16 protein-coding genes and 1 pseudogene are annotated in these 17069 nt (G+C 70.7%); 6 read left to right on the forward strand and 11 right to left on the reverse strand.

Translation table 11 applies throughout. The annotated features are described in order from the left end of the window. Positions 1-16: 16 nt before the first annotated feature. The 4 genes and pseudogenes from ACFYO2_RS00430 to ACFYO2_RS00445 form a co-directional block, all read right to left on the reverse strand. Positions 17-807 (reverse strand): annotated as a pseudogene (locus ACFYO2_RS00430) (PIG-L deacetylase family protein). 54 nt (positions 808-861) lie between these two features. Further along, positions 862-1671, reverse strand: a complete 810-nt coding sequence (locus ACFYO2_RS00435; protein WP_388342017.1) for an amino acid ABC transporter ATP-binding protein — start codon at positions 1669-1671, stop codon at positions 862-864. Next, on the reverse strand, positions 1668-2504 hold the full coding sequence (locus ACFYO2_RS00440) for an amino acid ABC transporter permease (protein WP_388342020.1): 837 nt from the start codon (positions 2502-2504) through the stop codon (positions 1668-1670). Before ACFYO2_RS00440 ends, ACFYO2_RS00435 begins: the two co-directional genes overlap by 4 nt. Then, on the reverse strand, positions 2501-3364 hold the full coding sequence (locus ACFYO2_RS00445) for a transporter substrate-binding domain-containing protein (protein WP_388342023.1): 864 nt from the start codon (positions 3362-3364) through the stop codon (positions 2501-2503). Before ACFYO2_RS00445 ends, ACFYO2_RS00440 begins: the two co-directional genes overlap by 4 nt. Before the next feature lie 215 nt (positions 3365-3579). Here ACFYO2_RS00445 and ACFYO2_RS00450 point away from each other — a divergent pair, with 215 nt between their 5' ends. From ACFYO2_RS00450 to thpD, 5 genes are all read left to right on the forward strand, one after another. Continuing rightward, a complete protein-coding gene (locus ACFYO2_RS00450; RefSeq protein ID WP_388343876.1) occupies positions 3580-4680 on the forward strand; it encodes a pyridoxal-phosphate-dependent aminotransferase family protein in 1101 nt (366 codons plus the stop codon). A gap of 326 nt (positions 4681-5006) precedes the next feature. Beyond that, the gene (gene ectA / locus ACFYO2_RS00455) at positions 5007-5513 is read left to right on the forward strand and encodes a diaminobutyrate acetyltransferase (protein ID WP_388342025.1); all 507 of its coding nucleotides are present in this window, start codon (positions 5007-5009) and stop codon (positions 5511-5513) included. Positions 5514-5565: 52 nt separating this feature from the next. Continuing rightward, positions 5566-6837 carry a diaminobutyrate--2-oxoglutarate transaminase gene (gene ectB / locus ACFYO2_RS00460; RefSeq protein WP_388342027.1) on the forward strand — a complete coding sequence of 424 codons (1272 nt, stop codon included), beginning with the start codon at positions 5566-5568 and terminating at the stop codon, positions 6835-6837. A gap of 51 nt (positions 6838-6888) precedes the next feature. Continuing rightward, positions 6889-7293 carry an ectoine synthase gene (locus ACFYO2_RS00465; RefSeq protein ID WP_053755492.1) on the forward strand — a complete coding sequence of 135 codons (405 nt, stop codon included), beginning with the start codon at positions 6889-6891 and terminating at the stop codon, positions 7291-7293. A 7-nt stretch (positions 7294-7300) separates the two neighbouring features. After that, the gene (gene thpD / locus ACFYO2_RS00470) at positions 7301-8197 is read left to right on the forward strand and encodes an ectoine hydroxylase (RefSeq protein ID WP_388342031.1); all 897 of its coding nucleotides are present in this window, start codon (positions 7301-7303) and stop codon (positions 8195-8197) included. Between the two features lie 40 nt (positions 8198-8237). On the opposite strand, the gene ACFYO2_RS00475 is transcribed toward thpD, so the two are convergent. The 5 genes from ACFYO2_RS00475 to ACFYO2_RS00495 all read right to left on the reverse strand — a co-directional run bounded on the left by ACFYO2_RS00475 (position 8238) and on the right by ACFYO2_RS00495 (position 13291). Next, positions 8238-9242, reverse strand: coding sequence for a maleylpyruvate isomerase family mycothiol-dependent enzyme (locus tag ACFYO2_RS00475; protein ID WP_388342034.1), 1005 nt, complete (start codon positions 9240-9242; stop codon positions 8238-8240). 34 nt (positions 9243-9276) lie between these two features. Then, positions 9277-9903, reverse strand: a complete 627-nt coding sequence (locus ACFYO2_RS00480; protein ID WP_388342036.1) for an RNA polymerase sigma factor — start codon at positions 9901-9903, stop codon at positions 9277-9279. A 45-nt stretch (positions 9904-9948) separates the two neighbouring features. Continuing rightward, entirely contained in the window at positions 9949-11001 is a 1053-nt protein-coding gene (locus ACFYO2_RS00485) for an aminotransferase class V-fold PLP-dependent enzyme (RefSeq protein ID WP_388342038.1), read from the reverse strand. 99 nt (positions 11002-11100) lie between these two features. Further along, entirely contained in the window at positions 11101-11817 is a 717-nt protein-coding gene (locus tag ACFYO2_RS00490) for a DsbA family oxidoreductase (protein ID WP_388342041.1), read from the reverse strand. A gap of 490 nt (positions 11818-12307) precedes the next feature. Next, complete coding sequence (locus ACFYO2_RS00495; protein ID WP_388342043.1) at positions 12308-13291, reverse strand: GlxA family transcriptional regulator; 984 nt, start codon at positions 13289-13291, stop codon at positions 12308-12310. Positions 13292-13361: 70 nt separating this feature from the next. On the opposite strand from ACFYO2_RS00495, the gene ACFYO2_RS00500 reads away from it, so the two are divergent. After that, a complete protein-coding gene (locus ACFYO2_RS00500; protein ID WP_388342045.1) occupies positions 13362-14744 on the forward strand; it encodes an MFS transporter in 1383 nt (460 codons plus the stop codon). Here the strand turns inward: ACFYO2_RS00500 and ACFYO2_RS00505 are convergent. Both ACFYO2_RS00505 and ACFYO2_RS00510 read right to left on the reverse strand, forming a co-directional pair. Next, entirely contained in the window at positions 14710-15312 is a 603-nt protein-coding gene (locus ACFYO2_RS00505; RefSeq protein ID WP_388342048.1) for a DUF1349 domain-containing protein, read from the reverse strand. The genes ACFYO2_RS00500 and ACFYO2_RS00505 overlap by 35 nt on opposite strands. A 126-nt stretch (positions 15313-15438) precedes the next feature. After that, complete coding sequence (locus tag ACFYO2_RS00510; protein ID WP_388342050.1) at positions 15439-16968, reverse strand: aldehyde dehydrogenase (NADP(+)); 1530 nt, start codon at positions 16966-16968, stop codon at positions 15439-15441. Positions 16969-17069: the final 101 nt, after the last annotated feature.

Consider the following 17069-nt stretch of genomic DNA (forward strand, 5'->3'; position numbering starts at 1 on the left):
CTTAGTCAGCCCGGCCTCACTGCTCCCAGGGCGGTGGACCCTCGAAGCCGAGCTGGTACAGGTCGAAGAGGACCGCGGCCTCGACGCCGAGCGCCGGTCCGGCCTGTCGGGCCGCCCAGGTCAGGAAGGCGCGGGGGTCGAAGGCCATCGCGCCGAGGCCCTTGGTGTACTCGGCGTGGGCGGACAGAGAGGCGATGCCCCGCTCCATCGGTTCGCCCGAGACGTCCACGCCGTGGGTGGGGCGCTCGGCACCGGCGAGCAGACGAAGCGGACCCCGCCCCAGGGTTCGAGGCCCTCGTCGGCGAGCTCCGGGAAGATCCACCGGTTGCCCGCGTCCCGCGCCGCGTCGAGCGCGGCGAGGCCCACCACGCGGTGGTCGGCCTGGTTGACCAGCCCGGAGACCATACGGACGGTGTACGCGCCCGAGACCACCACCTCGGGCCGGTGCCGGCGGATGGCCCGCACGATGTCGCTGCGCAGGGCCGGACCGTACTCGATGGCCCCGTCGGGGTGGTCGAGGAACTCGACCGTGTCCACGCCCACTTCACGGGCTCCGGCCCGCTCCTCGGCCTCACGCAGGGGGCCCACCTCGTCCGGGTGCAGCCCGTCGATGCCTGCCTCGCCCCGCGTGGCGAGCAGGTACGCGACCTGCTTGCCCTGGGCCGTCCACCGGGCCACGGCGGACGCCGTCCCGTATTCGATGTCGTCCGGGTGCGAGGCCACGACGAGGCAGCGCTCCCAGTTCTCCGGCAGCAAAGGCAGCGCGGCGCCGGCTCCGGAGCCGCCCGCGTCGTCGAGAGTCGTCATGCCCGCATGATGACGGTCGTCGGGCTCCGACCGAAAGAGGAACGTATGTCCTCTTCAGGCGCTGCCACCCACCTGGTCCGACGTCTCCTCCTCCACCTCCGCCATCGCGGGGTCGAGGAGGCGGGAGAGGAAGTGGCGGGTGCGTTCGTGGCGGGGGTTGACGATGACCTGCTCGGGGGTGCCGTCCTCGACGATCACCCCGCCGTCCATGAAGACGACCCGGTCGGCGACCTCGCGGGCGAAGGTCATCTCGTGGGTCACCACCATCATCGTCATGCCCTCCTGGGCGAGCCTGCGCATGACCGCGAGTACGTCGCCCACCAGTTCCGGGTCGAGCGCCGACGTCGGTTCGTCGAACAGCATCACCTCGGGGCCCATGGCCAGGGCGCGGGCGATGGCGACGCGCTGCTGCTGGCCGCCGGAGAGGGAGGAGGGGTATGCGCTCGCCTTCTCGGACAGTCCCACCCGCTCCAGGTTCTGGGCGGCGATCCGGGATGCCTCCGCCTTGCCGCGCCGCAGCACCCTGCGCTGGGGCAGCGTGAGGTTCTCCGTCACCGACAGGTGCGGGAAGAGGTTGAACTGCTGGAAGACCATGCCGATACGGCGGCGCACGGCGTCGATGTCGACGTCGGGGTCCGTCAACTCGGTTCCGCCGACGAAGACCTGGCCCTTGGTCGGCTCTGTCAGCAGGTTCACGCACCTGAGCAACGTGGACTTGCCCGAGCCCGAGGGGCCGATCACGCACACGACCTCGCCCTGGTCGATCTTCAGGTCGATGCCGCGCAGCACCTCGTTGTCGCCGAACGACTTGTGCAGGCCGCGTACTTCGATCTCCGGGTGCGTCCCAAGAGTCTTCTCGCTCATTTCACGGCCTCCTGGGCCTTCGCCTCCATGCGGCGCACGACGAAGCCGAGCGGGATCGTGACCAGCAGATAGCACAGGCCGGCGACGAGGATCGGCGTGGAGTTGGCGGTCGTACTGGCCAGATCGCGGCCGTACTTGGACAGTTCGCGCTCCTCCAGGGTGACGCCGAGGAACAGCACCAGCGAGGAGTCCTTGAAGAGGAGCACCAGCTCGTTGGTGAGCGGCGGGAGGATGATCCGGAACGCCTGCGGGATGATGATCGAGATCATCGCGCGAGCGGGCGAGAAGCCCAGTGAACGGGCCGCTTCCATCTGCCCCTTGGGCACCGCCTGGATGCCCGCGCGGATCGTCTCCGCCATGTAGGCGGCGGCGACCAGGCCCAGCGCGAGCGCGACCTTTCCGTACGTGCCGCCGACGATCTCCGTGCCCGGGAAGGCGAGCGGGACGGCGACGCCGATGAAGATGAAGATCAGCAGGGCCGGCAGACCGCGGAAGATCTCGATGTACACGCCGGCGAACCAGCGGTACGGCCCGACCGACGACAGCCGCATCAGCGCGATGACCATGCCGAGCACCAGGCCGACGACGAAGCCGGACAGCGTGTAGAGCACGGTGTTCTTCAGCGCCAGCGTGATGACGTCCGGGAACATCTGCTCGGCGATGTCGGCCTGCGCGAACTGGTTCTTCAGCCGCCCCCAGTCCGCCGAGACCGCGAAGGCGATCACGGCCGCGACGAAGAGGGCGTACTGGATGCCGCGCGACAGACTGCGCTTCTGACGCCGGGTCAGGACCTTTTTTCGGGGCGGGGCTTCGAGCTTCGTGGCGTCACTCATGAGGCGGACGGAGAGGCCGCGGATTCGTCGTACGGGCCGATCCACCGCTCGTAGAGCTTCTTGTACGTACCGTCGGCCTTGGCGTCCTTGATGGCCTTGTTGACCGCGGCGAGGAGCTTGGTGTTGCCCTTCTTCACCGTGACGCCGTACTGCTCACCGGTGTTGAGGTTGTCGACCACCTTGAAGGCGTTCGCGTTGGCCTTGTCCTTCAGCCAGCCCTGGACGACCGGGTAGTCGATGACGACGGCCTTGACCTGGCCGGAGCGCAGGCCGTTGAGGACCGCGTCGGAGGACTCGAAGGAGACCGGGTCGAAGCCCTGCTTCGTGACGTAGTCCTCGCCGGTGGTCTGGGCCTGGGCACCGAGCTTGACGTTCTTGGACTTCACGTCGGCGAGCGAGTTCACGCCGGAGTTCTTGTCGACCAGGACGGCCTGGGTGGCGTCGAAGTACGGGTCCGAGAAGTCGACGTTCTTCTTGCGCTCCTCGGTGATGGTCATGCCGGCCGCGGCCAGGTCGCACTCGCCGGAGTTGAGGAAGGCGCCGGTCTTGAAGTTCTCGAACGGGGTGTCGAGGATCTCCTGCTTCACGCCCAGGTCCTTGGCGACCAGGTCGATCAGCGAGACGTCGAAGCCCTGCACCTTGCCGTCGATCTCCGACTGGAAGGGCGGGTAGGGCAGGTGCGTGCACGTGGTGAGCCGGCCGGCCTTCACCAGTTCGACCCCGCCGGCTGCGGTCTTCGTACCGCTGCCGCCGTCGTCGCTTGAGGTACAGCCGGAGACAGAGACAGCGACGAGGACCAGCCCGGCCGTCGCGGTGGTGGCGGCCAGGACGCGGGTCCGGCGCCCGAGGAGCGTGTTCACGGCGGGCCTTCCTATGGGGAAACTGTGGCTTCCGATTATAAGGAGAAGTTTGAGTCTCTCAAACCAAACCGATGGTTGCGGGATCGCCCGGCCTAAGAAGTCATCGGTCGGGGGAGGGGACGGACGGCAGTCATGAGGCGGCGGGCGGCGGTTACCCTCGTCACATCTACCCCTTGAGTGAGGCTCGTTACCCCGTGAGTGAAGAGAGCACCGCCGTGACGCACCCGTTTTTGGACCTGGCCCCGCTGACCGCCGCGCGGTTCGCGTCGATCGAGGACCGCGTGGCGCGGCTGCTGAGTACCGCGCAGGACGTCGTGATCACACAGGGCGAGGCGCTGCTCCCGCTGGAGGGTGCGATCCGTTCCACCGCCGGACCGGGCACCACGGCGCTCAACGTCATCACCGGCCCGTACGGGCAGACCTTCGGGGACTGGCTGCGCGACTGCGGCGCGCGGGTGATCGACCTGGCGGTACCTTTCCACACCGCCGTCACCGCCGAGCAGATCCGGGACGCCTTCGCCGAGCACCCGGAGATCGACTTCGTGTCCCTGGTGCACGCGGAGGCCGCGACCGGCAACACCAACCCCGTCGCGGAGATCGGCGAGGTCGTACGGCGGCACGGTGCGCTGTTCTACCTGGACGCCGTCGCCTCCATCGGCGCGGAGCCGGTGCTGCCGGACGCGTGGGGTGTCGACCTGTGCGTGATCGGGGCACAGAAGGCGATGGGCGGGCCCGCCGGTGTCTCCGCCGTGTCGGTGAGCGAGCGGGCGTGGGCGCGGATGGCGGCGAATCCGGGGGCACCGCGGCGGTCGTACCTCTCCTTGCTGGACTGGAAGGAGCGGTGGATCGACGGCGGGCGGAAGACGCTGCTGCACGCCCCGGCACAGCTGGAGATGCTGGCGCTGGAGGCGTGCGTCGAGCGGATCGAGACGGTCGGGCTGGATGCCGTGATGGACCGGCATCGGCGTGCGGCGGAGGCGACGCGGGCCGGGGCGCGGGCGCTGGGCGGGGGGCTGGAGCCGTATGTGTACGAGGATGCCGAGGCCGCGCCGGTCGCTACGACGCTGAGGGCGCCGTCGGGCGTGGTGGCGTCGGAGCTGGTGGCCCGGGCGCTGGAGTCGGACCCGACGGTGCCGCTGGTGGCGGGTGGGGGTGCGTTGGCGAAGGAGATGATCCGGGTCAACCACTACGGGGTGGACGCGACGCGGGGGGCGGTGCGGGCGAGTCTTTCGGCGCTCGGCGCCGCGCTGGCTGCGAAGGGGTTGGGCGTGGATGTGGAGGGGGCGTTGCGGGCGGCGGAGGGGGCGTGGCGGTAGTCGGGGCTGAGGCCCGACGGGGTAACCGGAACATAATTCCGAGATAATTCCGGGAAACTATTAAAGCGCAGCTTCCCGTATTCTTCTGCCCGCTTTTCATCGACCTAAACGCAAAGATTCTGCGAACGTCGAACGGTGAAATTCGGGCAGATCTCGTGCAGGTTACATGGTTGTGACGCGTTACACATCGCGATTGCTTTGCCCCATATTTTCTGGTCAAAACCGTACATAACTCCGCACGCACCCGCGTGATAACACAGGCAACGCCAGTGCGTAACCCCGCACAGCGATGCGTTTTTCAATTTCCCTCGGTAAATTCAAGCCGCATGACTGCCGCACAAGCAGACCTGCAAATCGACCGCCCGGCGGTGGCGGACGGAGCCGCGCTGTGGCGGATGGCAAGGGACTCGAAGGTCCTCGACCTGAACTCGTCCTACAGCTATCTGCTGTGGTGTCGCGACTTCGCCGCCACGTCGGCCGTCGCGCGCGACGAGCACGGCGAGCCGGTCGGCTTCGTCACCGGTTACGTCCGGCCGGACCGCCCCGGCACCCTGCTCGTCTGGCAGGTGGCGGTGGACGAGACTCACCGCGGGCGCGGACTCGCCGCCACCCTGCTGGACGGGCTGGTCGCCCGGACCGCCCCGGAGCAGATCGAGACCACCATCACTCCGGGCAACACCGCCTCCGAGCGCCTCTTCACGTCGTTCGCCGAGCGCCACGGCGCCCGGCTTGAGCGCGAGGTGCTGTTCGACACGGGTCTGTTCCCCGACGGGCCGCACGACCCGGAGGTCCTGTACCGCATCGGCCCCCTGTCCCGCACGCCCGCCGCCTGAATCCCCCTACGCCACCCCCGTGCAACCCCCACGCAACGAGGAGCGATTCGTCGTGACCATCACCCAGCCCGACCTCAGCGTCTTCGAGACCCTCGAGTCCGAGGTGCGCAGCTACTGCCGCGGCTGGCCCACCGTCTTCGACCGTGCCCAGGGCAGCCGCATGTACGACGAGGACGGCCACGAGTACCTGGACTTCTTCGCCGGAGCGGGCTCGCTGAACTACGGCCACAACAACCCCGTCCTCAAACGGGCGTTGATCGACTACCTGGAGCGGGACGGTGTCACGCACGGGCTCGACATGTCGACCACCGCCAAGCGGGCCTTCCTGGAGTCCTTCCAGAACCTGGTGCTCCGGCCGCGCGACCTGCCGTACAAGGTCATGTTCCCCGGGCCGACCGGCACCAACGCCGTGGAGGCCGCGCTGAAGCTGGCGCGGAAGGTGAAGGGGCGCGAGGCGATCGTGTCGTTCACCAACGCCTTCCACGGGATGTCGCTCGGCTCGCTCGCCGTGACCGGCAACGCCTTCAAGCGGGCCGGCGCGGGCATTCCGCTCGTGCACGGGACGCCGATGCCGTTCGACAACTACTTCGACGGGCAGGTCCCGGACTTCCTCTGGTTCGAGCGGCTGCTCGAGGACCAGGGCTCCGGGCTCAACAAGCCCGCCGCCGTGATCGTGGAGACCGTGCAGGGCGAGGGCGGCATCAACGTCGCGCGCCCGGAGTGGCTGCGCGCGCTCGCCGAGCTGTGCGAGCGGCAGGACATGCTGCTCATCGTCGACGACATCCAGATGGGCTGCGGGCGGACCGGTGCGTTCTTCTCCTTCGAGGAGGCGGGCATCACCCCGGACATCGTCACCGTGTCCAAGTCCATCAGCGGCTACGGCATGCCCATGTCGCTGTGCCTGTTCAAGCCCGAGCTGGACATCTGGGAGCCGGGCGAGCACAACGGCACCTTCCGCGGCAACAACCCCGCCTTCGTCACGGCCACCGCCACGCTGGAGGCGTACTGGGCGGACGGCTCCGTGATGGAGAAGCAGACCCGCGCCCGGGGCGAGCAGGTCGAGCAGGCGTTCATCTCCATCACCGAGGAGAACCTCGCCGACGTGAAGGAGTACCGGGGGCGCGGGCTCGTGTGGGGCATGGAGTTCCACGACAAGGAGCGCGCCGGCAAGATCGCCCAGCGCGCCTTCGAACTCGGGCTGCTCGTCGAGACGTCGGGCCCGGAGAGCGAGGTCGTGAAACTGCTGCCGGCGCTCACCATCACGCCCGAGGAACTGGACGCGGGGCTGAGCGTCCTGGCCCGCGCCGTCCGCGAGACCGCCTGACCCCTTCGCCCGACCCATTCAGTACATCCACCTAGGAGGCATCGCAGCACCGTGATCGTCCGTTCGTTCAAGGACATCGAAGGCACCGACCGGCACGTGAAGGCCGAGTCGGGCACCTGGGAGAGCAAACGCATCGTCCTCGCCAAGGAGAAGGTCGGCTTCTCCCTGCACGAGACGATCCTGTACGCGGGCACGGAGACGTCGATGTGGTACGCGAACCACATCGAGGCCGTCGTGTGCGTCGAGGGCGAGGCCGAGCTCACCGACGACGAGACCGGGCAGAAGTACTCGATCACGCCCGGGACCATGTACCTGCTCGACGGCCACGAGCGGCACACGATGCGGATCAAGGAGGACTTCCGCTGCATCTGTGTCTTCAACCCGCCCGTGACCGGCCGGGAGGACCACGACGAGAACGGTGTCTACCCGTTGCTCACCGAACCCGAGGAGGTGTGACATCACCATGACCACCGCCACCAAGATCCCCGATCTCTATCCCAGCCGTGGCGCCACCGAGGTGGCCACCGAGCGCAAGGACCCGGTCGTGTGGTCCGCGCCCGGCACGCCCGGGCCGATCGCCGGCGCCGAGCTCCAGTCGTTCGAGCGGGACGGCTTCCTCGCCATCGACCAGCTCATCGGTCCGGACGAGGTCCCCCTCTACCACCGCGAGTTGGAGCGGCTCGTCACGGATCCGGCGATCCGGGCCGACGAGCGGTCCATCGTCGAGCCGAGGACCCAGGAGATCCGGTCCGTCTTCGAGGTGCACAGAATCAGCGAGGTGTTCGCGAACCTCGTGCGCGACGAGCGGGTCGTCGGCCGGGCCCGGCAGATCCTCGGCTCGGACGTGTACGTCCACCAGTCGCGGATCAACGTCAAGCCCGGCTTCGGCGCCAGCGGCTTCTACTGGCACTCCGACTTCGAGACCTGGCACGCCGAGGACGGTCTGCCGAACATGCGGACGGTGTCGGTCTCGATCGCACTCACCGAGAACTACGACACCAACGGCGGTCTCATGATCATGCCGGGGTCGCATCGCACGTTCCTCGGGTGTGCGGGGGCCACGCCGAAGGACAACTACAAGAAGTCGCTGCAGATGCAGGACGCGGGCACGCCGTCCGACGAGGCGCTGACCGCCATGGCGAGCGAGTACGGCATCAAGCTGTTCACCGGCAAGGCGGGGTCGGCGACCTGGTTCGACTGCAACTGCATGCACGGCTCGGGCGACAACATCACGCCCTTCCCGCGCAGCAACGTCTTCATCGTGTTCAACAGCGTGGAGAACGAGGCGGTCGAGCCGTTCGCGGCTCCGGTGCGGCGGCCGGAGTTCATTGGAGCGAGGGATTTCACTCCCGTCCGGTGAGCCGACTCCGGTGACGTGAGTCGAGCCGGAGCGGGCGGTGTCACAGCCATGCGAGTGACGCCGCCCGCTCCAGCACGTTCCGTACGGCCCCCTCGTCGCCGTCGGCACCCCGCGGCACCTCGTCGGGTGCGTACCGGCCCCCGACGAGGAGGCAGAAGTCGACGGGGTTCAGGGTGAGTTCGGCGCGGACCGGCTCGTCCTCGGAGCCCAGTACCCATTCGTCGCCGCCGGTGACCGCGAACAGCACCGGCGGCGCGCTGGGTCCGAGGGCCAGGCCGAGGACGCGGACGGCCAGCCGGACCAGCTGCCACAGGTGTGCCTCGGGCGGCGGCGGCACGGACAGGCCGAGGGCGCGGCCGATGTCGTCGGCGTGGATCCACGCCTCGAAGGCCCGCACCAGGAAGTGTTCGGCGACCGGCAGCCGCAGCCCCATCAACGTCACGGCGAGCGCGGCCCGTTCGGGGTCGCGCGCCTCGGGCGTGGCGAGCAGTGCCTTTGCCTGGGCGGCCCAGTCGGCGACGGTCTCCTCCGGCGTACGGCGGTACTCGTGCGCGATGACCTCGGCGGTGCGCCGGTTCCAGGCGTCTTCCCAGGACATGCCCTCGTCGGTGGTCGAAGGCCGTACCCGTGCGTCGACGCCCAGCCGGACGGCGAGAGGCTCGTCGGCGGCGAGGAGGTGGGCGACGGTCGCGTGCACGTCCCAGTCGTGCACCACCGGCGTGCCCCAGCGGCCGTCCGCCTCGCGCAGCAACGCCTTGAGCCCGGCGACGGCGGCGGCGTAGGGCGCGACGTGCGGGGCGACACCGGATGTGATCGGGCGGTTGCGCAGGGCGAACGGGAGCAGGTCGGCGGCGGACCGCGCCGGGGGTTCGTCCGGCTGCGGCCCGTCCAGCAGTCGTACCGTCTCCCGCAGCCGTTCCGCCTCGGCCGCGCAGTCCTCGCACTCGGCCAGGTGCCGGGGGACCTTCCTCTCGTCGGCCGGCTCCAGGGCGCCGAAGGCCCAGGCGGCCAGCAGGTCCCGTACGGCCTCGTGATCCGTGGTCATCGCACACCTCCTTCGCGCAGTTCCCTGCTCGCCATCATGCGCCTTTTTCGCACGCGGGACCGGGTGGGTCGGGCGAATCCGCGAGGGACGCGGCCAAGGTGCGCAGCGCCGTGCGCAGGCGGGTCTTGGCCGTGCCCTCGGGGATGCCGAGCTCCACGGCGGCCTGCCGGTAGGTGCGGCCCGCGAAGTAGGCGAGGTGCACGACATCTCGTTGCGGCTGCGGCAGTTCGGCGAGCGCGGAATGCAGGAGCAGCGAGCGCTCCCGGTCGACGACCGCCTCGTCGGGGCCGGGAGCGGCGTCGGGGATGGTGTGCAGCGCGGCGTCGTCGGCGCGGGCGCCCTTGCGGTGCCGGGCCTCGCTGCGCACCCAGTCGACGGCCCGCCGGTGGGCGAGCAAGGACAGCCAGGTGCGCAGGGTGCCCCGGCGCGCGTCGAAGGCGTACGGCCTGCTCCACAGCTGGGCGAAGACCTCCTGCGCCACGTCCTCGGCGGCGGCCGGGCTCCGGGTGACGCGCAGGCCCACCCGTCGCACCAGCCCGCCGTACGCCGTGTAGGCCTCGGCCAGCGCCGACTCGTCGCCGTACACCAGCCGCCGGTGCAACTCCGCGTCGGCGGACGGCTCGACGGACGTCTTGCCCGTGGACTCCAACGGCACCACCACCCCTGTGCCCCTTCCTAGCGTCCTGAGGGGGCCCGCGCCACCGGTTCAGCCGGACAGGACGTCCAGCAGCCGGTCCACATCCGCGGTCGTGTTGTACAGGTGGAAGGAGGCGCGCAGGTTGCCCGCGCGGTTGGAGACCTCGATGCCGGCGGCGCCCAGGTCGGGCCGGCGGTGGCCGAGTCCGGGGACGGACACGATCGCGGAGCCGGGGGCGGGGACCGGTTCCTGGCCGAGGGCGGCGAGGCCCGCCCGGAAGCGGTCGGCGAGGGCGAGGTCGTGGGTGTGGATGGCGTCCACGCCGAGTTCCTCGACGAGTTCGAGGGAGCGGCGCAGGCCGGCGTACGTGAACAGGGCGGGGCTCACGTCGAACCGGCGGGCGGAGTGGGCCAGTTCGGTGACGGGGCCGTAGCAGCTGTCCCAGGGCTTCTCGGCCGCGACCCAGCCGGCCAGCAGCGGCGTCAGATCGCCGAAGTCCTCCGGCACGACGAGGAAGGCCGCTCCGTGCGGGCCCAGCAGCCACTTGAAGGTCGTGGAGACGGTGTAGTCGTACGCCTCGGCGTCCATCGGCAGCCAGCCGGCGGCCTGGGAGAAGTCGACGTACGTGCGGGCGCCGTGCGTCCGGGCCGCCTCGCGCAGCGCGGGCAGGTCGGCGACCCGGCCGTCGGCGGACTGCGCGGCGCTGACCGCGACGAGCGCGGTGCCCGGGCGGACGGACTCGGCGAGCCGTTCCAGCGGCACGATGCGCACCTTGAGGTCACCGCGGACGTGGAAGGGGTTCACGACGGACGTGAAGTCGTCCTCCGCGGTGAGGACTTCGGCCCCTGCGGGCAGGGAGGCCGCGATCAGCCCGGTCTGGGCGGCGACCGAGGCGCCTGCCGCGACCCGGCCGACCGGGACGCCGGCCAGCCGGGCGAAGGCGGCGCGGGCGGCCTCCACGTCGGCGAACAGCGGGTCCAGCGGCCGGCCCTCGGCCCTGATCTGCACGGCCTCGTGCAGGGCGGCGACGGTGCGGGCCGGTAGCAGCCCGCTGCTCGCGGTGTTCAGATAGGTGTTCTTCGGGGCGAACTCGGCACTGACCAGGCTCTCGAAGGTCTCCATGAAACCACTGTGAGCCTCTGCCGACCTCTCGTCCATTGCGAATTTTTACGTGCATCCCCTTAGGGATGCTTATACATCAGCTCCGAGCTGCACACTTCCTCAGTGCTGCGGCACCGCGCACCCGTCCGGGCCGCACGCCTCCGCGTCCTTCTGGTCGATCAGCTTCAGCGGCGGGCGCTCGCCCCAGGCCTGCGTCAGCGCCTGTGCGAAGACGTCCGCGGGCTGGGCTCCGGAGACGCCGTACTTGCGGTCGAGGACGAAGAAGGGCACGCCGTTCGCGCCGAGCTCGGCGGCCTCGCGCTCGTCGGCGCGGACGTCTTCGGCGTAGGCGGTCGGGTCGGCGAGCACCTTGCGTACGGCGTCGTCGTCGAGCCCTGCGGCGACGGCCAGCTCGACCAGTCGCTCGTCGCCCTCGGAGAAGACCGACCGGTCCTCGGCGAAGTTGGCCTTGTAGAGCAGGGCGAGGAGCTCGTGCTGGCGGCCCTGTTCCTTGGCGAGGTGGAGGAGCCGGTGCATGTCGAAGGTGCTGCCGTGGTCGCGGCCGCGAGTGCGGTACTCCAGCCCCTCGGCTGCGGCCTGCGCACCGAGGTTCTCCTCGCCGGCCTGGGCCTGCGCCTCGCTCATGCCGTACTTCTTGGTGAGCATCGTGATCACGGGCTGGATGTCATTCTTGGCGCGGCCGGGGTCCAGCTCGAACGACCGGTGCACCACCTCGACCTGATCGCGGTGCGGGAAGGCCTCCAGGGCCTTCTCGAAGCGGGCCTTGCCCACGTAGCACCAGGGACAGGCGATGTCCGACCAGATCTCGACGCGCATGTTCTCGGCTCTCTCCAGGTCGTGCGGGCACGGAGACTTCCTCCGGCGAGTGCATGAACGTTCAAGCAGCGGGGTTCATTCCCGCGGGGTGCGCCTTCCGTTGTGGTGGGGTCGGGGACGTGTCGGGAGGTGTCCGTCCTCGGAACGGCGCGGAATCGGTTGCTTATTTGGGTGCTGGTGTTGACGCGCCAACCCTGCGGGCGGACACCCCCCGACACGTCCCCTTCGCGCCGTGCGCGACTACGGGACCGCCCACCAACGTTGCGAGATCCCCCCTCGACCGGCCGACGGACCGACGGAGTCCGCGGTGGGTGTCGCCGACCGAGTCGGGCGGTGGGTGAAACGGCCGTCCCCGGCCCGCACCCATCCGCTGGGGGGCAGCCCCGAGGGTGGTGGGGGCGTTTTCGCCTACCGAGTCGGGTGGTGGGTAGGTATGTCGGGGGTCTGGGGGCGGAGGCCCCAGGGGCGCGTGGTCCCGCGGCCGGGGGATTCAGGCGGCGGTGGCTGTGCTCGGGCCGATGCGGGTGAACTGCGCCCGGTATGCGCTCGGGGTCAGGCCGGTTCGCCGGACCAGATGGGCGCGCAGCGAGTCGGCCGTGCCGAGGCCGCTCTCGCGGGCCACCTGGTCCATGGGGAGGCCGGTGGTCTCGAGGAGCTCCCTCGCGCGCTCGATGCGCTGGTGGAGCAGCCACTGGAGCGGGCTGACCCCGCTCTCGGCGTGGAAGCGGCGCGTGAGGGTGCGTACGGAGACCCCCGCGTGGCGGGCCAGATCCGTCAGGGTGAGCGGCTTGTCGAGGTTGCGCATCGCCCAGCCCCGGGTGTCGGCGCAGGCGGTGCCGCGCTCGGGCGGCAGCGGGGTCTGCGTGAACTGGGTCTGGCCACCGGGGCGGACAGGGGCGACCAGCGCGAGGCGGGCGACCTGGTTGGCCGCGGCGGCGCCGTAGTCGGTACGGATGATGTGCAGGCACAGGTCGATGCCGGCGGCGTAGCCGGACGCCGTCAGATACGGCCCGTCCTGCACGAACAGCACGTCTCCGCACAGGTCGACCTCCGGGTACCGCCTGCGGAGTTCCTCGGAGTGCGCCCAGTACGTCGTGGCCCGGCGCCCCTGCAGGAGGCCGGCCTCGGCGAGCTGGAAGGCGCCGGTGCACAGGGACGCGATCCGCTTGCCGTCGGCGGCCGCCTCGCGCAGGGCGGCCACGATCCGCGACTCCGGCTCGAACGGCGCCCCGGTGCCCGCCACCAGCACCGTGTCCGCGTCCCGCACGGCGTCGAGACCGTGCCGTACGTGAAGGTCGAGGCCGCCGGTGGTGGGCACCGGTCCCGGCTCGGCCGCGCAGATGACCACGTCGTATCCCGGCCGGCCGTCGCGCTCGACCTTGCCGAAGAGCATCTCGGGGATGGCGAGGTTGAACATCGACACCGGCGAGGGCGCGACGACGGCGACGCGGTGCGGGACGACCGACTGGGTCATGGCCAGAACCTCCGGGCATATGGCATTCCGGCCACTACTGTACGTCGGCGGAGATCCGCAGCATGGAGCCATGCCATCGAACCGGACCCTCCAGGTCGGCCAACTCGCCGCTGTCGAGCAGGAGTCGGAGGCCCGTCGGCCCTCTCCCGCACTCACCCTCACCGCCGCTCTGCTCGGCTTCGCGCTGATCTGCCTCGACGCGTCCGTGGTGAACGTGGCGCTGCCCGCGATCGGTTCCTCCTTCAGCAGCGGCATGTCCGGTCTGCAGTGGGTGGTGGACGCGTACACGCTGGCCTTCGCCGCGCTGATGCTGTCCACCGGGGCGTTCTCCGACCGGGCGGGGGCGAGCCGCGCGTACGCGCTGGGCACCGTGGTGTTCACGCTCGCCTCGGTGGCCTGCGGGCTGGCGCCGAACCTGCCGGCCCTGATCGGCGCGCGGGTGGTGCAGGGCGTGGCGGCGGCCGTCGTGCTGCCGGCCTCGCTGGCCCTGGTGCGGCAGGCTTACGCCGATCCGGCCAAGCGGGCGCGGGCGGTGGCCCTGTGGGCGGCGGGGGGTTCGGCGGCGGTGGCGCTGGGCCCGGTGGCGGGCGGTGCGCTGACGACGGCCTGGGACTGGCGCGGGATCTTCTTCGTGAATCTGCCGGTGGGGCTGGTGATCCTGGCCCTGCTGGTGCGGGCCCCGCGCTCGGAACGTCGTCCGGCGCCGCTGGATCTGCCCGGCCAGGTGACGGCGGTGCTGGCCCTGACGGCCCTGACCTTCGCCGTGATCGAGGGCGGGGCGGCGGGCTGGGCCGCGGGGGCGGTGGCCGTCGTCGCCGGTGCGGCGTTTGTCCGGATCGAGGCGCGCCAACCGCACCCGGTCGTCCCCCTCGGGCTCTTCCGCGACCGGACCGTCACCGCGACGGTCGCGGCGGGGGCGGCGGTCAGCGTCGCCTTTTACAGCATGGTGTTCGTCTTCTCGCTCTTCTTCCAGCAGGTCCAGGGGCGCTCCGCGCTGACCGCGGGGCTGATGTTCCTGCCGATGACCGGGCTGATCGCGGTGACGAACGTGGTGGCGGGCAAGCTCGCCGGCCGATACGGTCCCCGGTTGCCCATGCTGGTGGGGCAGGGGCTGGCCGCCGCGGGACTGCTGACGCTGCTGTACGTCGACACCGGCACGCCGTCGGCTCTGGTGGCCGTTCTCCTCGTCCCCATGGCGCTGGGCTGCGCACTGACGGTGCCGCCGCTGACCGCGGCGATGATGGACGCCGTACCCGCCGAGCGGGCGGGGCTGGCGGCCGGGGTGCTCAACTCGGCGCGCCAGGTGTCCGGGGGTCTGGGCATCGCCGTCTTCGGGGCGCTGGTCTCCGACGGGTTCGTCGAGGGGATGCGGCTGAGCCTGGTCATCAGCGCCGCCCTGCTGGCGGTGACGTTCACGCTCAGCTGCCGTCTCGCAGGTCGCGCGGCCAGCTAGGCCGGAACTCGATGTGGTCGTACGTCACCACGCAGCCCTCGCCTATCGGCGACTGCGCCATGAACCCGATCAGCGCCGCGCCGGTCTCCTTCTCGTCCCCCAGGGTGAAGAGCCGGACGAAGGTCCAGCGCTGTCCGTCGCGGGAGGCGTGGAAGGCGACGGCACGGCCGGTGCGGCTCACCCTGAGCCAGACGGAACTGCCCTCCACCGTCCATGAGTTGGCGTCGTCGGAGTGCCCCCGGGTGACCACCGTGCAGACGGTGGCCACATCCGGGGAGTACTCCAGACACACCTTGGCCCAGGCCCGCTCCCCGACATGGACGTAGAGCGCCCCCGCGTCGAAGGCCGCCGCGAACCCCACGGTGACGCGCGCGATCAGCTGGAAGTCCCCTTCGGGCGCCCCCAGCAGACGCGGCGCGTCGGAGGCGGGGTCCAACCCTTCATCGGTGGGCGGCACGAACCGGTCCTGCCGGGGGCCCGCCCATCCGGTGAGCACACCGTCCTCGTGGGACCAACTACCGTCGGGTCCGTAAGCACGGAGGGGAAAGGGCAGTTCGGGGATTTCCACGTCCGGTACCTGTTCGATCAGGGGTCAGTGCACGTCCCTAAGGGGGCGGGGAACTGCGCGACCAGCCACGACCGGCCCGCAGCCCGCGAACAAACCGCAACCCGCCACGGCGCACCCCGCGGAGCGCTACCGCTCCAGACGCCCGTCGAACCGACGCGGCAACCCCAGCGGGTTGTCGTCCCGCAGCTCCGCCGGCAGCAGCGCCTCGGGAGCGTTCTGATACGCGACCGGCCGCAGCCACCGCTCGATGGCCGTACCGCCCACAGAAGTGGACGTCGACGTCGTGGCCGGGTACGGCCCCCCGTGGTGCTGGGCCGGAGCCACGGCAACACCTGTCGGCCACCCATTGACCAGCACACGCCCCGCCAGCGGCGTCAGCTCCGCGAGGATCTCCGCGCCGCGCCCCTCCCCGGCCGCCTCCTCCGTCGACAGATGAACCGTCGCCGTGAGGTTGCCGGGCAGCCGGGACAGTACGGCGTGCGCCTGGGCGTCGTCCTCGTAGCGGGCCACGACCGTCACCGGCCCGAAGCACTCCTCCAGGAGCAGGTCGTACGCCCCCTCGCTGGTCAGCTTCTCCGCGGCCACCGTCAGGAAGCCCGCGCTCACCGTGTGCTCGCCACCCGCGCCCGGCGTCACCGGGGTCTCCACGTCGGGCAGCTCTGCCCGCTCGGCGACGCCCGCGACGAAGTTGTCCCGCATGCGGTGGTCGAGGAGCACCCCGGCCTCGGTGTCGCTGACGGCGTCGGTCAGGGACTTGAGCAGTCGGTCGCCGGACGCGCCGGCCGGAGCCAGCACGAGGCCCGGCTTCACGCAGAACTGGCCGACGCCCAGCGTCATCGAACCGGCGAGCCCGGCACCGATCGCCTCGGCCCGCTCCGCGGCCGCCGCCTCCGTGATCACGACGGGGTTGAGCGACCCCAGCTCGCCGTGGAACGGAATCGGCACCGGCCGCGCGGCCGCCGCGTCGAAGAGGGCGCGCCCGCCCCTGATGGAACCGGTGAAGCCCGCGGCCGCGACCAGCGGGTGCTTGATCAGCTCGATGCCCGCCTCGAAGCCGTGGACGAGACCGATGACGCCCTCGGGGATGCCCTGCGCGGCGGCGGCCCGGCGAAGGACGGACGCGACCAGCTCGGACAGGCCCGGGTGGTCGGGGTGGGCCTTGACGACGACCGGGCAGCCCGCGCCCAGCGCGCTCGCGGTGTCTCCGCCGGCCACCGAGAAGGCGAAGGGGAAGTTGGAGGCCGAGTAGACGGCGACGACGCCGAGCGGCACCTTGTAGCGGCGCAGGTCCGGGATCGGCGGGGTCGCGGTGTCGTCGGGGTGGTTGATGACGACGTCGAGGAACGCGCCCTCGTCGACGATGTCCGCGAAGGCGCGCAGCTGGTAGCAGGTGCGGGCGAGTTCGCCGGTCAGCCGGACCGGACCGAGCGCGGTCTCCGCGTCGGCGGCCTCGACGAGGTGGTCCTTCGACGCCTCCAGGCCGTCCGCGGCGGCGCGCAGGAAGGCCGCGCGGATCGCTCGGTCGGCGAGAGCGCCCCGCGCGGCGTGCGCGGCGCGGACGGTGGTGTCCACCTCCTGGGCTGTGGCCTCCACCGCAACCTGTTCCCGCTGCTTCCCGGTTCGGGGGTCGACACTCCAGACTGGTGCTGCTGCCACCGCGGTTCCTCCACGTCGCTTTACTTTCGGCTTACCTTCGGCGTATTGCCGCTTTGTTGCCGCAGTATCTAGGGTCATCCACCAGGGTCGTTCGATATGCT

The organism is Streptomyces sp. NPDC006602 (assembly GCF_042870385.1).
GTDB lineage: Bacteria > Actinomycetota > Actinomycetes > Streptomycetales > Streptomycetaceae > Streptomyces.